The sequence below is a fragment of the Pseudomonas donghuensis genome (assembly GCF_000696345.2).
Classification (GTDB): domain Bacteria; phylum Pseudomonadota; class Gammaproteobacteria; order Pseudomonadales; family Pseudomonadaceae; genus Aquipseudomonas; species Aquipseudomonas donghuensis.
This window is the reverse complement of sequence record NZ_CP071706.1, coordinates 3,399,093-3,416,547: the sequence shown is the minus strand read 5'-3', so window position 1 is coordinate 3,416,547 and position 17,455 is coordinate 3,399,093. Positions and strand designations below refer to the sequence as shown.

Here is a 17,455-nt window from a genome sequence, read left to right as displayed (position 1 = left end):
TTCAACAGCTGGGCAAAGTGCCGCATGTGTGAACGGAGATCAAGGTAAAAGTCCCGGTTTTGGCACAAGCGCGGCCTTGGCGCCGACGGCCACCTTGTTATAGTCCTGCGATCAACCTCGCCGCCATCAAGGAAAGCACCGTGACTGAGTACCAAGCGTTCAAGGTCGAACTGATTCACCACATCGCCCACGTGCAGATCAACCGCCCGGAAAAGTACAACGCCATGAACGCGGCGTTCTGGAGTGAGATCGTCGAGATCTTCCAGTGGATCGATGAAACCGACGCGGTGCGCGCGGTGGTGATCAGCGGCGCGGGCAAGCATTTCTCCGCGGGCATCGACCTGATGCTGCTAGCCTCGGTGGCCAACGAGCTGGGCAAGGACGTCGGCCGCAACGCACGCTTGCTGCGCCGGACCATCCTGCGCATGCAGGCGTCGTTCAATGCCGTGGACAACTGCCGCAAGCCGGTGCTGGCGGCGATTCAGGGCTATTGCATCGGCGGCGCCATCGACCTGGTCTCGGCCTGTGACATGCGCTACTGCAGCAGCGATGCGCAGTTCTCGATCAAGGAGGTCGACATGGGCATGGCTGCCGACGTCGGCACCCTGCAGCGCCTGCCGCGGATCATCGGCGACGGCATCATGCGCGAGCTGGCCTACACCGGGCGCAATGTCGCGGCTGACGAAGCCCTGCGCATCGGCCTGGTCAACCGGGTGTTCGACTCGTATGAGACGCTGCTCGACGGAGTCTTTGCCATTGCCGCTGAAATTGCGGGAAAATCGCCGCTTGCCGTGGCCGGCACCAAGCACATGATCAGCTACATGCGCGATCACCGCATCGACGATGGCCTGGAATACATCGCCACCTGGAACGCCGCCATGCTGCAATCCACCGATCTGCGGGTGGCGGTTGCCGCCCACATGAGCAAACAGAAACCCGAGTTCGCCGACTGACGCCCGGCGGCGAACCTGCGCAAGGAACCGCACAATGTCAGCGCGTTGGATCACCGCAGTACTGGATACGAACATCAGCGGCGGCTGGGCAGTAGCCCGCTGCAGCGAAGGGTTCCTGGTCGATGATAACGGCGCGCTGTTCCCGCGCGACTGGCTCAAGCGCCAGGAGCTGGACGTGCTGTGCGAGCACGGTATCGGCCATTTCGATGGCCAGCCGGTGTTCCTGCTCGAATTACGCAGCCCGCAGGCGGTGCAGGGCTGCAGCTGGCGGGGGTTGCGTCAGTTCATGCTTGAAGGCGACTTCGACACCTACAAGGTTCTCGGCTACGCCGCGCAGATCGGCACCTGGGCCCGCGAGCACCGGTTCTGCGGCAGCTGCGGCCAGCCCATGGCGCAGATCCACTGGGAGCGGGCCATGTACTGCGCGCCGTGCGAGCTGCGCAGCTACCCACGCATCTCGCCGAGCATGATCGTGCTGGTCACCCGTGGCGATGAAATCCTCCTGGCCCGTTCTCCGCGCTTTGTCACCGGCGTGTACAGCACCTTGGCCGGCTTTGCCGAGCCGGGCGAGTCGGCTGAGGATTGCCTGGTGCGCGAGGTGCGCGAAGAGGTGGCGATCGAGGTGCAGAACATCCAGTACGTCGGTAGCCAGTGCTGGCCGTTCCCGCATTCGATGATGCTCGGCTTTCATGCCGAGTACGCCGGTGGCGAGATCATCATGCAGGCGGACGAGATCGAAGACGCCCAGTGGTTTCGCGTCGATGCGCTGCCGCCGTTGCCGGCGGGGCGCTCGATTGCCCGTTACCTGATCGACCTGTACGTGGCGCGGCGTCTAGGCCTGGCCGAACCAGTGCTGCCACGCTAGGCGCACGGTCAACGCCAGCACCACGGTGATGAACACCGGGCGGATGAACTTGCTGCCGCCGCTGATGGCGGTGCGCGCACCGAAAAATGCGCCGACCATCAGCGCCGAGCCCATCGACAGGCCCACCAGCCAGTCGACCTGGCCGGAGAAAATGAACACCGACAGGGCCGCGGCGTTGCTGACGAAGTTCATGCTGCGCGCCACGCCGCTGGCCTTGACCAGGTCGATGGGGTAGAGCAGCAGGGTACTGACGGTCCAGAACGCCCCGGTACCGGGGCCGGCCACGCCGTCATAGAAACCCAGGGTGAAGCCCTGGGGGATCTGCCACTTCTTTTTCACCGGTGCGTCGGCATCCAGCGGCGCCTTGGGCGTGCCGCCGAACAGCAGGTAAACACCACAGAGGAAGACGATCACCGGCAGCATCTTGTTCAGCCATTCGGCCGGCAGGTAGTGGGCCACCACTGCACCGATCAAGGCGCCGACAAAGGTGCCGGCCAGGGCGTGACGCCACTGCGCCGGGTGGAACAGTTTGCGCCGGTAATAGGTAAAGCCGGCGGTGGCCGAGCCAAAGGTCGAGCTGAGCTTGTTGGTGCCCAGCACCAGATGCGGCGGCATACCGGCGGTGAGCAGGGCAGGGGTGGTGAGCAGGCCACCACCACCGGCGATGGCATCGATGAAGCCGGCGACAAAGGCGACGGCGGCAAGAATCGCCAGGGTGGTGAGGTCTACGCTGAGTTCGAAAGGCATGGCGTGGGCTTGACAGGACGCGCGTTGGCAGGCGCAAGGCCACCATGGTAAACGCAAGCGTTTGCGCTGCCCAGTGCAAGGCCGGTAGTGAGTAAATATCTATATGATCGACGCTGTCGGCTTCTGATGAACTGAAGGTTCTCTTTCAATCAGAGGTATCCGTCATGTCATCGTTATTGGCCAATACCCCCGCAGCGTCGTTGCCGTATGCCGGGATCGGTTACATACCATCGTCGTTTTCACCCCATGAACAGGAAGGTTTGCCCCAATGGCTGCAGACCGCCGAGCCGGCCAAACGCCTGCGCCTGATGCGCATACGTGAAGAGGGCCGTACGCTGCGCCGTGAACTGACGGCGGCGATCTGCGGGCTGCAAACCCTGTATGAATTCTGTCGACCCAAGCTCGAGCAAATGGCCCGTGAAAGCTCTGGCGAAGTGGTCGACACTGTCAACGGCACGTTTCTGGTGTTCAGCCCCGACTCAGCCGCGTTACCCAATCGCCTGGATGAGGTGCTGCTGAGTCAGCGCTCGATGTACGAAGCCGCCTTGCAGAACTTCAGCCTGGCGCAGTTGCGGCAATTGGCTGGCAACCCTTTCGTCAAGCTGGCAATACCCACGGAGTTCGATCTGTTTGCCGGCTTCACCGGCAAGGATCGGGATGCCGTCGATGCCGTAAGTTCCATCGTGTGTTACGCCGACGAGGGTGTTGCCTATGCGCTGCAAGTTCGCATCCTGGATATGGGCAAGCAGTATCAGGAGTACCTGACCCGCCAGCTGGCTGCCGGTTCCCTGCCGCAGATCAAATGTGTGGCCGCCATGAATGTCCTGGCCGAGGAACTGGCGATTGCCGATATCAAGGGCCAGCTGAGCAGCGCCGCGAAGGTCATCCTCAACGCATTCATCAACGCGGCGGCGCGCGATACCCCCCATGGCAGCCAGGTCCGGCATATCCTCGACGACGGCATCTCACCCTACGATCATGCCGAGGAGTGGTCGCTGCACCTGCTTGACGATGTGGCGTTGAGTGAAATTCTCGTGTTTGGCGTCGACAAGCCACAGTCGCCCTGTGTTGCCTTTGTACCGGGGCATCCGCAGCAGCCGTTGAAGGAGTACCCCTCCCGTTCAGCGTTCCTTGACGATCTGCAGGTACAGCTGACTGATGGGGCTTTCCAGGCCTTTTTCCGCCGTTTTGTACCAATGGCCAAATGGTCCATCGTGCTTGAAGCGTTGCTGGAGACCGACGAATACACACGCAACAGGCGCTTGAACCTGCGCACCGAATCGCTGAGCAAGGGTTTGAAGGCACACTGGTTCGAACAAATGTGCCGCAGGCTTGGCGACGATGCCAGGTACCTGGCCGTCCCCACGGCGGCGGTAGAGGGCCGCAGGACGGTTGGCAACATTGCATATTTTCTCGAGGCTACTCAGCAGCACCTGATGTTCGGTGCCGGGGTCGGGTTTCAAGCCGGCGAGGAGGATGAGGGCCAGGCCCCCTCCGACTACGTCATGCCCTGGCGCTGGGTGATCCTGCCCAACGGCCGTTACGGGCGTTGGGCCAGCAACCTGAGCGCCTACACCTTGCCGCCCCCGCAGCAGTTCGATCCGCCAAATGATCGAGGCATCATCCACTCGTCCCTGGGGCGGGAAATCCGAATCAATGGCCGCAGCTATTTGATCAATTTCGATGCCAGTATCGAAAAAGAGCGCTTGAGTCTGATTAGCGATCAGCGCGCCTATAGTCCGATCCTCGAGCACAACGGCGCGGGCAGTTGGCACCATAGCCTGGAGCGCCCGGAGCGATGGGGACGGCTATCGTTGCTGCGGCGCCTGGGTAGCTGGCTGGAAGACCTTGGCGATGAAGATCTGATGCTGGCTGCACGCCTCAGTGGTGTAACCAATACCACCTTGCGCAGGGTGTATAGCCATGACGATGCGCCGCCTGCATTACTGGTGTGGACGATCGGCCGACTGCGGCGGGTGCGCAAGACCGAATCGCTGCTGGCGCTGGTCAAGGACGGGCGTGTGGTGCCTGCTGAGTACGAGGTGCCAGAACTGGCAGAATTCCGTGCGCTGTTTACTGTCACCGAGACTCAGGTACCCCGGCCACGACGCAGCCCACAACAGGACGACAGTAACGCTTATTGCGGCCCTGACTGCGGCGCACCGCCGGCGGTGCTGTTTCTGGAATGGTACGACAGGCTATTTCGCGCGTTCCTGGCCCGCAGCGAAGTCGCCCTGCAACTGCCTGAGCCGGCGCAGGTGGCTAGCGACGTGCAACTTGACGAACTTCGCCAGCACTACCCGGACCTGCCTGTGCAGATGCTTGACCGGCTGATTACCGACTCCTCACCTCTCGTGCTGGAACGTCTTTCCCGCGGTGTCCTTGACCTGGACCTGTTCGAGCGTTCACGCCAGGCCTGGAACGCCTATCGGCTGACGCGTGCGCTGATGGGTTTTCGCGCTCCTGCCCAAGCCCACATCGATACCCGCCTGCTGGCGTTCGCACTATTACCGTCCCTGCCTGGCTGGCACTCAGACCTGAACCTGGCGTTGTATCCGGGAGATGTGCGAAGCACGACGCCGAGGCGCCATGCGCAGGTGCAAGGCGCGCCGTCCTGGGGGATGGGCGCCGGCAGCCCGATCAGCTACGAAGTGGTTCGACTGGAGGGTGAGCGTTACCTTGACAGCCGTTTCCACAGTGACTTCTATGCCGCGCTGCTGGATCTGATGGGGGCTTCGCAGCGCCAACGCCTGGGGCTGGGTACGAACGAGACTGAACGCTTGCGCAACCTGCTGGATGAACTGGCCGCTACCGATCCGACGCGTGCTTTGGCCCTGCTTGGCATCGAGCGCCCACCCGTTACCTTGCATCCGCACGGCTCCGGCCGCCGCACCCGGGCGATGGGTGGCACCGGTGGGCGGTTCGAGCGCGAGCGTGGTCGCGAACGGTTGCAACTCATGTTCCCTATGGCATCCGAAAGCCAAATCGATCGTATTTTTGACGAAGTGGCACAACAGGGGATGACGCTCACCGCCGCACTCGATAGCCTGGAGCAAGCGCGCTTGCGCCTGGACGGCGCGTTGCGGGCTTGGGTCCGGGTCAGCAATGTGCAGGGGGCGGGTTACGGTGCGCGCCGGCGGGGGATTATCGCCGAGCAGTTGCTCAATGCCATGGCCCCGACAATCCGTGAGCTGGAAATCAACGATGGGTTTGTCGACAGCCTGCCCGAGCTGCCGCTGGACTTCGCCGCAATCGAGTGCCTGACCCTCAACCTGCCGGCGATGGAAAATCTGCCTGGCAGCTTCATCGCGCGCTTCCCTAACCTGCGCGAACTGCGCTTGATAACCAGGATTGGCCGTCTGCCAATCGGCCTGACCGATTTGCCGCAGTTGCGCACGCTGTCCTTGACCAACGCGTATCTGCGCCCAGAGGACTTGAGGCCGATTGGCCTGCTTGCGCAATTAAGGGAGCTGAACATCATCAATCTGTGGCCAAGGCAAAGTCGTCGCGAAACGCTTACCTGGCGCGCCGAAGACATGGCGGCTATCGCCCGCTGCCAACACCTGCAGCGCTTGCAGATCCAAAACAGCCGGGCGTGGTTCGCGGACGATGTGATTGGCGCGCTGGCGCCCCTTCAACATCTGACGCATCTTGACCTGTCCGGCAACGCGTTCACCCTGTATGGAGAGAATGTTCGCGGTCTCGTTCATTTACGCCATCTGGACCTGAGCCGCACTCCGCTCTTCGGCACACTCGATGTCAGCAGGATGGGCGATTTGCGTTGCCTGGACCTGCATTACTCCTACGCCAACTGGCCGGTGGGCCTGGAAAACCTAGCGCACATCGAACACGCCAACCTTGAGGATGTCAATCTGGACAGCGTGCCGGCCGGTGCTGGCCTTGTGCCTGGGCTACGCCTGTCGGTTGACGGGCTCAATGCCCCGGACCGCGAGCGAGTGCTGAGGGAATTGACTGAAGTGAACAACCTGCCTGGCGCGGTTTATGGCGAAGTCCGCCTGTCACGCGCCTTAGTGGGCGATTCATCAACTGAATCCGAAGAGGAAATGGACACTGAGGAGAACGCCGAGGATACGTTGCTCGAAGGCTTGTCGGCAGAGGAACGGCGCCTGGCGCAGCAATTGATTGACGAGAACAGTAATGGCAGCCGTGCGTTTTTTGCCTTGATGAATACGATACGCTCGCGAACGCCAGTGGATGAGCGCGAAGAGGTCACCGGGCAAATCCACTCGATCATCTTGCGCATGTTCAATGAGACCACCCGCGAGGCGTTCTATCGTGTGGCACTGGACCTGGGGTGTATCGATTCCGCGGTGCAACGTTTTTCCGACCTGCTGGGGCTGGCAGAAGCGGATCGGGTAGTGGCCAGTACCTCCGGCGACGCCCGCCCCGAACTGATCGAACTGGGCCTGTCGCTCTGGCGGGTGCGCAGCCTGCGTGAGTCCGTTGCCAGGCGTTATCGCGATTGGTGGGCGCAGCACCCTAATCCTGACGGCCAGCCGGATTATGCCGAGATCGAGTTGTATATTCGTATCGCTTTGACCACCCCGCTGCGTTTGCGTCACCAGCCGCGGCGCCAGGTCAATGCCGACTTGGTAACGTGGATGAGCAGCGCGATGGCGCATGAAGTCGAGACGGACGTCCTGACCGCGCAGGCACAGGATTTCCCTGTGGCGTTGAGCGATCAGCCGTTCTGGCAGGAGCACCTGGGTGCGCAAGAGTGCGCCCCCTGGAGTTACGACGTTGCATCGGCGCTGGAGGAACTGGGGGTTGGCGAAGGTGTGCCGCTCACGTTGAGCGAACCGGCACGTAACCGCCTGGCGCAGCTCCTCACCCAGGCCCGCAAGGTCATTGCCGAGCGTGACGGCGTGGCAGTGAACACCGGGGCACTGGTGCTGGACAGCAACGACCATCGGCTGCAAGCGCTCCATCTGATGCCGGCAATGATCCAACTGTCCAGGGTTGAATACACCCGGCAGATCGTCAACGAGTACTTTGCCCAGGGCATGTCGACACAAAGCCCGCAGCCGGGGCCTTCGGGCGTACAGCGCAAACCTTGATCGTCAATAGCGGTGAGTCATGAAGAAAGGGGCCAGAGCCCCTTTCTCTTTTGCGGTCATCGCCATCAGCTTAGAAAACCGCCATCCACGTTCAATGCCACACCGGTGGTATAGCTCGACGCGTCACTGGCCAGGTACAACACTGCCCCGGCCATCTCCTTCGGATCGGCCACGCGCTTGAGCGGGATCTGCTGCAGGGCGGTGTTGAGGATCGCGTCGTTGTTGACCAGCGCCGAGGCGAACTTGGTATCGGTCAGGCCCGGCAACAGGGCGTTGCAGCGGATGCCGAACGGCGCGCACTCCTTGGCGAACACCTTGGTCATGTTGATCACCGCAGCCTTGGTCACCGAGTAGATGCCCTGGAAGATCCCCGGCGATACGCCGTTGATCGAGGCGACGTTGATGATGCTGCCGCCGCCGTTGTCGCGCATCAGCTTGCCGGCTTCCACTGACATGAAGAAGTAGCCGCGGATATTGACGTCGACGGTCTTCTGGAAGGCGCCAAGGTCGGTGTCCAGCACGTTGCAGAACTGCGGGTTGGTGGCGGCATTGTTGACCAGGATGTCCAGGCGCCCGAATTGTTCGCGAATGCCGGCGAAAACCTGACTGATCTGCTCCATCTCGCCGATATGGCAGGCAACCGCAGTGGCCTTGCCGCCGCCGGCAGTGATCGCATCGACGACCTGCTGGCAGCCCTCGAGCTTGCGGCTGGAGACGATTACATGGGCGCCTTGCTGGGCCAGCAGGTGGGCGATGGCTTCGCCGATGCCGCGACTGGCGCCGGAAACGAAGGCGACTTTACCGTCGAGGTCGAACAGGTGAGTCTTGGACATGGTCTTTTCCTTGTTGTAGTCGTCAGAGTGGGGACGTGGCGATGACCTGCAGGCTCATGTGCTCCAGCAGCGTGTTCATGTGAATGAACTGGGCGAAGCGCTTGTCCTGGGTCTGGCCGTGGAAGAACCGGTAGTAGATCTGCTGGACGATGCCGGCCAGGCGGAACAGGCCGTAGGTGTAGTAGAAGTCATAGTTGTCGATTTTGATCCCGGCGCGTTCGGCGTAGTAATCGACAAACTGCTGGCGGGTCAGCATGCCCGGGGCATTGCTCGGCTGGCGGCGCATCAGTTGCACCGGCGCCGGGTCCGCCGCTTCGATCCAGTAGGCCAGGGTGTTGCCCAGGTCCATCAGCGGATCGCCCAGGGTGGTCATCTCCCAGTCGAGCACACCGATGATGCGCATGGGGTTGTCGGCATCGAGGATGACGTTGTCGAAGCGATAGTCGTTGTGCACGATTGCAGGCTTGGGGTGGTCGGCGGGCATCTTCTCGCGCAGCCAGGCAATGACCTTTTCCCAGCGTGGCGCATCCGCAGTCAGGGCTTTTTCGTAGCGGCTGGCCCAGCCCTCGATCTGGCGTTGCACATAGCCTTCGGGTTTACCCAGGTCGCCCAGGCCGCAGGCGTTGTAGTCCACCTGGTGCAGTTCGACCATGCGCTCGATGAAGCTCTTGCACAGCGCCTCGGTACGCTGCGCATCCAGGCCCAGCTCCGGCGGCAGGTCCGAGCGCAGGATAATGCCCTTGACCCGGTCCATGACGTAGAACTCACCGCCGATCAGCGCCTCGTCGGTGCAGTGCACGTAAGCCTTGGGGCAGTAGGGGAAACCGCTGTTGAGCTGGTTGAGGATGCGAAACTCGCGGCCCATGTCATGGGCGGATTTGGCCTTGTGGCCAAAGGGCGGACGCCGCAGCACGAACTCGCGCCCGGGGTACTGCACCAGGTAGGTCAGGTTCGAGGCGCCGCCGGGGAACTGGCTGATGCTCGGCGAGCCGCTCAGGCCCGGGATGTGCGCCTTCAGATAAGGGTCGATCACCGCAGCGTCGAGTTCTTCGCCGGGGCGGACCTGGGTGGACTGGTCGGTGAGCGTCATGCGTTTCCCTTATGATCAAAGCCAGAGATTATTGGTCAATCTAATTCCTGTAACGGTTGCTCACAAGCATAGGTCGGCTTTATAGGCGAGCGTGTTGCAGCTCAATCAGCAGGCTTGATCGGCTGAGCCGGTGGGTGGGGCAAGTGGCGGGTGAATACATATCTACATCCTCGCGCCAGCGTGCCTTTGATTGACTGCTGCCTCAAGCCATCCATGAGGCAGTGCACATGACAACCGACGCTTTGAGGCCATTCAAGGCCCACGACCAGTACTTCGAACAGCAGATCCCCACTTGGCTGAGCCATTCCAGCACCCATGCCATCAAAGAGCTGCATCAACGTCAACTGCCCCCTGCCCAGGTTGCCGCCGATACGGTGTCGCAGCTGCGCGACGCCTTCAATGACAGCCTGCGGCGTAGCCAGGCATCCAATGCCGCCGCCGCCAGGGTTCTGCGCACGGTCAAGGGTATCAGCGAGTTCGCCGAACCGCTGCTGCGGGCTGAACTTAAGAGACGTTTCTCGCTGGATATCAGCGTGACCGCCAATGAGCTGGTGCACATGCGCAATGACGCGTCCTGGCGCGAAGACCGCCTGGCTTCGGTGCTGATTTCTCGCCAACCGTTGTTGCAGGCGGCCTTGCAGAACTTCAGTGCAGGTGACGTTGAGGTCTTTCGCACCGATGCCTACAGCGCCGTTACAGCGTTCGGTGCCTTGCAGCCCTTTCCTGAAGCGGTCGACCCTGCTCGGCGCGCCCACCAATCCATCCGCTACTCGAGCAAACTGTCGATCAGCCCTCATCAGTTCGCGCAAATGTGTCGGGAGCTGGATATCGGCCAGCAGTATCAAGACCATCTTCAGGCAATTTTCGACGCCCCCAATACCCGTGACGCCGTGCGCCAGACCCTGGTTGCAGCCGCCAGAGACCTGTGCGAAACCAGCATTCACGCTGCCCGCGTCGCTGGGCACATCAGCGAGCCGGCCTACCGCATGCTGAAAAAACTGCTTGCCCAGTCGGCGACCGCCCCGGCGTCGCGTACCTTGAGGGTCGACAAGGTGTATGAGTATGGCAAGAGTGCGTTCGACGGTTCGCGTTGTTATTTGCTGAACCTGTTCGGTACCACCTTGGGCGCCGGCTTTTTGCTGATCGGCCCCGATCCTGCGAGCGCGCAGTCGTCTGTGCCATTGGTGGTACTGATGCCGGGCGCTGCCAAGCCTGTGCAGGAATACGACTCCTACGCGGATTTTTACCTCAGCCTCAAGGCGCGCTTGCTGAATCAGGATTTCAGGCGTTTCTTCAGCCGGTTTCTTGGGTGGCGTGGGCAGTCCAAGGTGTTCGGGCAGTTGACGTCGCCCAGCAGTTGGCAAGCGCAAAAGCCCAGGACCCAGGAGGTGCGGGGCGAAGTGTTCGACTACCTGCACACGGCGATGTTGGTCAGGGCCAGGGATGACGCCAGGGCCCTGGCGGTACCGACTCGGGAGGTGGACCGCGAAGCCTGGCTGCAGGAGCTGGACCATTGCCTGGGCTTGGGTTTTAGCATGCTCAATGTCGCCGCCTTCTTTGTGCCGGGCCTGGGGGAAGTCATGATGGTGGCCCTGGGTGCACAATTGCTCGGCGATCTGTTCCATGGCCTGCAAGCCTGGGAGGCCAATGACAAGGAGCAGGCAATCACCTACCTGCAGTCGTTCGGCATCAACCTGGCCATTACCGCCGGGCTCGGTGTGGCGGCAGGGGTCGTGGGTACAGCGTTGAGCCAGCCGCTGGCGATCGACCTGCTGGAGGCCGTCGAACTACCGGGGGGCGAGGTCCGTTTGTGGCGGCCAGACCTTGGCCCTTACCAGCGCAGCGCAGAGGTGCTGCAGGGAAGCGTTGCCGATCCACAGGGCATTTACCGGGTCGATGGCAGGCGCTATATCCGCATCGAGGGCAAACCGTTCGAAATCACCCTGGATTCGAGCCTGGGCAAATGGCGGATCAAGCATCCCGACGATCCCCAGGCCTATCGGCCTGTGCTCGAGCATAACGACCAGGGGGCCTGGCATCATTCACTTGAGCGCGTGGACAGTTGGCCACGCAAGACACTGGTGCGCAGGTTGGGGCCGGGGTTCGAGGGCTGGTCCGATGCGCTGCTCGAACGCATGGCCGACATCAGCGGGGTCAGCGACGCGCAACTGCGTCGCGTCTACAGTGATGACCTGCCCACCCCGGCAGCGCTGCTCGATACCCGGCACCGTTTCGAAATCGATCGCTTGATCAGTGCGCAGATCAACAATGTCAGGACCGGGCAGGGGCTGCAAAAGGGATTCGACTATCCGGTATCGCTGTTGCCGGAGTTGCCGCAATGGCCGAGCGGCAAATCCATTGAACTGTTTGACAGCGCCGAGTTGTGGGGGCAACCGCAGGTGCATGGCAGCCCGGCGCCAGGTGTGGCGGCGATCAAGGTGTCGCGCAGCGATCTTGCGGCGGGACGCCTGGCCCGCAGGGTGATAGAAGGCTTGAGCCCGGCTGAGCGTCGCCATTGGTTTGGCAATGACTACCTGGCACGAGACCTCGAAGCAGTGCTGCGCCAGAGCCTGGCTGAGCGGATGCTGGCGTCAAGGGTGCGAATCTTCGATAGCCTGTACTTGGACCAGACGGAAATTGTCGACACCTTGCAACGGGCCTTGCAGCGTGATTTCCAGGGGTTGTCGCGCCCGGTCGCCAAGGCTTTGGCCGAGGCTGCCAGTGAAGTTGAAAGCAGTCGTTGGCAGGCTTCGCAGCGGGTGCCGCTGACGCTAGCCAAGCGGGCCCGCGAGGCTTCGCGGCAGATCCGCCTGTCACGCGCTTGCGAAGGCCTTGAAATAAGTTACCTGGCCAAAGACGACACCTACCGGCTGGCCCTTCATTTGTTGCCGGAACTACCCGGCTGGAGCGATACGGTTCATTTGAGCGTGCGCAGCGATAGTGTTTCCGGCACCGAACTTGACAGCATCGGCAGTGCTGCAGCAGTGTCACGCAAAACGCTGGTACGCACCGCGCAGGGGTGGCGCGCACATGACGAACGCGGGGAAACGTTGGACGGGCTGAACAGCTCAGACCACGGATTTTTCACCAGCGTGCTGCTGGCCTTGCCGGACAGCGAGCGTGTGGCACTTGGCCTGAATATCGACGACAGCGACGCACTGCGCCACAAACTATTGGAGCTGGCCGCCCGCCAGCCGGCCAAGGCAAGGCTGGCGCTGGGCATGGCGGTGGACCATGGCGGCTTCAGGCCTCCTCTGCCTGTAGGCGCCGGGCGCCGTGGTTACCCCTTGGGCGGTGTGATCGGGCGCTTGTTGCCCCGCACTCTGGAGCAGCGGCTCAGAGCGCTGTTTCCAGATTTTACCGATGGGCAGTTGCGTGACTTTTTCCGCAACGCGAGCGTACAAGGTGAGAGCCTGGAGAACGTAATCGGCGATCTGGAGCAGGAGCTGAGGGCCGAACGGGAAAGCTTGTCAGCCTGGGTAGAGCAAGGGGCTACGGCCACTGCCCGCACACGGCGCAGGCTAGTGGCGATGCAGTTGCTGGATGTATGGCAGTTGCGTCACCGGGCGCCACTTGAGGTCAGTGAGTACCAACTGGATGGGACGCCGGGTTACCTGCTGAGACTGAACTCCCCTGTGGTTGACGCGCTGCCACCCCTGACGTGCGAAATCGACCAGGTTCTGGAACTCGAATTGAGCACCATGTCGGCCATCACCGAATTGCCCGCGGATTTCCTGCGAGCCTTTCCCAACTTGCGCCGCTTGAGCGTGCGCAACACACCGATCACTGACCTCCCTGAAAACGTGGCGCAACTGAGTGAGCTGCGTGTGCTGGATTTCACCTACACGCAAATAGGCCTGGCCAATCTTGAACGCTTGAGCGGGCTTCGACGCCTGTGGTCACTGGACCTCAGAGGCGTCTCGCGCTCAGCGCTCATGCTTACCGCCGCACAACTTGCGCCCTTGTGCCAGTTACCCGCCTTGCGCTTTTTGTCGCTGATGGAAAACCAAATCAGCTTCGGTCCGGGCGTGTTTGCCGAGTTGGCGCGGCTGCCGAACGTGCGCCGGTTGTATTTGACCCGCAATAACATCACCCTGACCGAGGCCGATGTCGGTGAGCTGGCTGGCATTACCACCTTGCGAGAACTGTCCATGGGGCGCAACCCCTTGATGCGCGCCCCGGATATCCGCCAGATGCCGGCGTTGCGCCTGCTGGCCTTGCCCGATGCGCAGATAACCACCTGGCCGCTCGGGCTTGAAACCACCTCGACTATCGAGGTTCGGCTTGAAGGCAACGCCATCACCGAGGTACCTGAGGGTGCCGGACGGATGCGGGGCCTGTCGTTTGGCTACGAGGGCATGAGCGAGGCGCTTATTACCCGGTTTATTCGTGAGCGCATGCAGTTGCAGCCCGATCCGGGCGCGGACGTGCTTATCGAGGAGGAGTTGGATGAGGGCGCGGACGATGACCTCAGTGCCTATCATGCGCTGACTGAAGAACAGGAGCACACCGCGCTGGAGCTGTTTCGCCTGCCTGAGTCGCGCTCATTCCGGCGCTTGCTGGCCCGTTTGTTGAGCCACGAGCAAATTACCGAGGCTCAGGCCGTGCAGATGATCGAGGCGGCAGCGGCTGACCCTGAAGGGCTGGGCAGGCAACTGTTCGCTCAGGCAGTCGACGCTGATACCTGTGAAGACCGTGACGTCGTGGTGTTCAGTGATCTGCAGGGGCTTGAAGAAGCAGACCAGGCCCTCAGCCAGGTTGCGCTTGCCCAAGGTGACCAGGCCAGTCGCCAACTGCTCGCCCTGGGTATCAGCCGCTGGCGCCTGCAGCGCTTGCGTACCTATGTGGCGGAGCAGATTCGGGGCTGGCGATCGTCGATGCCAGACATCGACGACATAGAAGTGGAGCTGTACTACCGAATTCACCTGGCCGCACGTCTGGGCTTGCGCAATCAGCCGTCCACGATGAGGTTTCCTGGTCTTGTGACCTGGGTGACCAGCGATATGCTGGAGGCGGCGGCGCGCGTCATTAGCCAGGACCAGGCTGGCTTGCTACCGCAGTGGATGGTCGAGGAAGTCTACTGGCAGAATTATCTCAGGCGTGTGCACAGCGAGCGCTTTGAGGCGCTGCAGGTTGAACTGGCCGAAGTCTTCGACCCTGCAATCGATTTCATGGAAGCGCTGCAACGGCTCCGGGGAGAGCAAGCGGACCTGGCAACGCCGCTTCCTGTGGTACAGGGCCAGACGGCTGAGCAGCTGGCGCTGGCATTCGGGGTAGCACAAAACGAGCTGGCGCAGTTGGCTTATGTCGAGGCCGAATGGAGTCAGGCGTATGCAAACCTGCAGGATGCCAGGGAGGCCAGGGAGAATGAGCTTCCAGGGCTTCTGACCAGAGAGGAAATTGAGCGTAACGCCCGATAGCGACCTGCCGGCGATTGCAGCAGGCAAAAAACCGAAGCCAGGGCTTCGGTTTTTTTATCGCTGCAAGCCGATCAGGCCGGGAACAGCTCGCTCAGTTTCATCGACAGCATCATGTCGCCTTCAACGCGCAGCTTGCCGCCCATGAAGGCCTGCATGCCGTCGGTTTCGCCGCTGACGATACCCTTGAGGGTTTCGCTGTCCAGTACCAGGGTGCAGTTGGCGTCAGCGTTTTCGCCTTCCTGGATTTCGCAGGTGCCATCCTTGACGATGAGGGCGTAGTGCTTGTCTTCGTCAGTGATGTTGAAACCGAAAACCAGGTCCAGGCCGGCGGCAGCGGCTGGGTTGAACTTGGCTTTCATCGCTTCGACGGCTTTTGCTACATCGCTCATGGTGTGTTCCTTATTAAGTGATTTGCGTGACGGGTGAGGTCACAACGAGCCGGGGTTCATCGGTAGGTGATGAGCTCCGGCGCCTTCAACAGCTGCACATGGGCCTGGCTGTTGAAGGAAGCCAGGGCCACCTCGCGGCCGCGAAACTTCAGTTGGCTGAGCGAGGTGTTGATGATCTGCCAGTTCAGCTCGAAAGCCTGGCCGGCAGTGATACGGGTTACCAGGTGGAGCAGGGCGGCGATGGTGCCGCCCGAGGTGAAAATGGCAATGTTGTCGCCGTTGCCGGCCTGCTGCAGCACCCGCTGCAGGCCGCCGTCGACACGCTGGACAAAGCCCTGCCAGCTCTCGGCGCCTTCGCAGGCATGTTCGCCGCCGTGCCAGCGCTGTACCAGCAAGGCGAACAGGCGCTGGAATTCGCTGCGGTTCTGGGTGGCGTTGCGCAGTACATGCAGGGCTTCGGGCTCGTCCGGCAACAGGCCGGGCAGCAGGCCGCGGATCACGCCATCGGCGTCGAATTCGTTGAAGGCGTTGTCGGTTTCCAGCGCGGGCACTTCACAGCCGGCGTTGTGCATGACGGCCAAGGCCAGGCGCGCGGTGTCTTGCTGGCGGCGCAGGTCGCCGGCCAGGCAGCGGTCCAGGCGCAGGCCCAGTTGCGCCAAGTGCTCGCCGAGGGCCTCGCTCTGGCGCATGCCCACGGGCGAGAGGACATCATAGTCGTCTGCACCAAATGAAGCCTGGCCATGTCGAATCAGGTAGATACTGCCCACGTCGTCCGCCTGCACTTAAGGATGAGCCGAGGTTAGGTTGCCGCTGTCGGGCTGTCAACGAAAAAACATACAAGCGTTTGAAAAGAGCGTTTGAACTGCATTGCCGAAGATTTCCTACGCTGGCAGGGTCAAGGCCGCCTCGGTATGCTTGACTATCGGTTCGCGCCGTACGGGCGCAGGCATGTTAAGGAGTTACTGTGGAGTTTCTTGCAGAGTACGCAAGCTTTCTCGCCAAGACCGCGACCCTGGTGATCGCGATTCTGATTGTCCTCTCGGCGATTGCCGGTTTGCGCGGCAAGGGCCGGCGCAAGGGCGGCGGGCAGTTGCAGGTCAACAAGCTCAACGAGTTCTACAAGGACTTGCGCGAGCGCCTGGAAAGCAGCTTGCTGGACAAGGCCCAGCTCAAGGCCCTGCGCAAGCAGCAGGCCAAGGCCGAAAAGCAGCAGAAGAAAAAGCCCGAAGAAAAGCCGCGGGTGTTCGTCCTCGACTTTGACGGCGACATCAAGGCCTCGGCCACCGAGAGCCTGCGTCACGAAATCAGCGCCGTCCTGAGCCTGGCCACGGCCCAGGACGAGGTGGTGTTGCGCCTGGAAAGCGGCGGCGGCATGGTTCACAGCTATGGCCTGGCCGCCTCGCAACTGGCGCGTATCCGCCAGGCCGGGGTGCCGTTGACGGTGTGCATCGACAAGGTCGCCGCCAGTGGTGGTTACATGATGGCCTGCATCGGCGACAAGATCGTCAGCGCGCCGTTTGCCATCCTCGGCTCGATCGGCGTGGTGGCACAGCTGCCCAATGTCAACCGCCTGCTGAAAAAGCACGATGTCGACTTCGAGGTATTCACTGCCGGGGAATACAAGCGCACCGTGACGGTGTTCGGCGAGAACACCGAGAAGGGCCGGGAGAAGTTCCAGGAAGACCTGGACGTCACCCACCAGTTGTTCAAGGATTTTGTCTCGCGCTATCGCCCGCAGTTGCACATTGATGATGTGGCTACCGGTGAAGTCTGGCTCGGCGTTGCGGCGCTGAACAAGCAACTGGTCGACCAGTTGATGACCAGCGATGAGTACCTGAGCCAGCGCGCCCGCGAGGCCAACCTGTATCACCTGCACTTTGCCGAACGCAAAAGCCTGCAGGAGCGCGTGGGGCTGGCGGCCAGCGGTTCGATCGAGCATCTGGCGATCAAGCTCTGGAGTCGTCTCAGTGGGCGTCTTTGGTAACCGGCAACCCCCGCGGCGCGCAATGCGCAAGCATTAATTAGCACCCAGGTGGTGCTGCCGGCAGGTCTCCTAGGCGTTCAAGCCTACAGGAGACTT

General features: G+C 61.8%; 10 protein-coding genes. 5 read left to right on the top strand and 5 right to left on the bottom strand.

Features of this window, described 5'->3' with window-relative positions; translation table 11 throughout:
* Positions 1–140 precede the first annotated feature (140 nt).
* Positions 141–953: a crotonase/enoyl-CoA hydratase family protein gene (locus BV82_RS15830; protein WP_036995194.1), complete on the top strand. Its 813-nt coding sequence runs from the start codon at positions 141–143 to the stop codon at positions 951–953.
* Between the two features lie 34 nt (positions 954–987).
* A complete protein-coding gene (gene nudC / locus BV82_RS15825; RefSeq protein WP_036995193.1) occupies positions 988–1,818 on the top strand; it encodes an NAD(+) diphosphatase in 831 nt (276 codons plus the stop codon).
* On the opposite strand, the gene BV82_RS15820 is transcribed toward nudC, so the two are convergent.
* Positions 1,786–2,565 (bottom strand): TSUP family transporter, encoded by a 780-nt coding sequence (locus BV82_RS15820; protein ID WP_010223718.1) that lies wholly within the window; start codon positions 2,563–2,565, stop codon positions 1,786–1,788. The two genes, nudC and BV82_RS15820, sit on opposite strands and share 33 nt — an antisense overlap.
* 308 nt (positions 2,566–2,873) lie before the next feature.
* Here BV82_RS15820 and BV82_RS15815 point away from each other — a divergent pair, with 308 nt between their 5' ends.
* Positions 2,874–7,643, top strand: coding sequence for a dermonecrotic toxin domain-containing protein (locus tag BV82_RS15815; protein ID WP_158491190.1), 4,770 nt, complete (start codon positions 2,874–2,876; stop codon positions 7,641–7,643).
* A 65-nt stretch (positions 7,644–7,708) separates the two neighbouring features.
* Here BV82_RS15815 and BV82_RS15810 read toward each other — a convergent pair whose 3' ends face one another.
* Complete coding sequence (locus tag BV82_RS15810; protein ID WP_010223714.1) at positions 7,709–8,476, bottom strand: SDR family oxidoreductase; 768 nt, start codon at positions 8,474–8,476, stop codon at positions 7,709–7,711.
* Between the two features lie 22 nt (positions 8,477–8,498).
* Entirely contained in the window at positions 8,499–9,566 is a 1,068-nt protein-coding gene (locus BV82_RS15805; RefSeq protein ID WP_036995191.1) for a phosphotransferase family protein, read from the bottom strand.
* Positions 9,567–9,793: 227 nt separating this feature from the next.
* On the opposite strand from BV82_RS15805, the gene BV82_RS15800 reads away from it, so the two are divergent.
* A complete protein-coding gene (locus BV82_RS15800) occupies positions 9,794–14,986 on the top strand; it encodes a dermonecrotic toxin domain-containing protein (RefSeq protein WP_036995190.1) in 5,193 nt (1,730 codons plus the stop codon).
* Between the two features lie 71 nt (positions 14,987–15,057).
* On the opposite strand, the gene BV82_RS15795 is transcribed toward BV82_RS15800, so the two are convergent.
* The gene (locus BV82_RS15795; RefSeq protein ID WP_036995189.1) at positions 15,058–15,375 is read right to left on the bottom strand and encodes an SCP2 sterol-binding domain-containing protein; all 318 of its coding nucleotides are present in this window, start codon (positions 15,373–15,375) and stop codon (positions 15,058–15,060) included.
* A 56-nt stretch (positions 15,376–15,431) separates the two neighbouring features.
* A complete protein-coding gene (locus BV82_RS15790) occupies positions 15,432–16,142 on the bottom strand; it encodes a histidine phosphatase family protein (protein ID WP_010223707.1) in 711 nt (236 codons plus the stop codon).
* A gap of 197 nt (positions 16,143–16,339) precedes the next feature.
* Between BV82_RS15790 and sohB the strand changes: the two genes are divergently transcribed.
* On the top strand, positions 16,340–17,359 hold the full coding sequence (gene sohB / locus BV82_RS15785; protein ID WP_036995188.1) for a protease SohB: 1,020 nt from the start codon (positions 16,340–16,342) through the stop codon (positions 17,357–17,359).
* Positions 17,360–17,455: the final 96 nt, after the last annotated feature.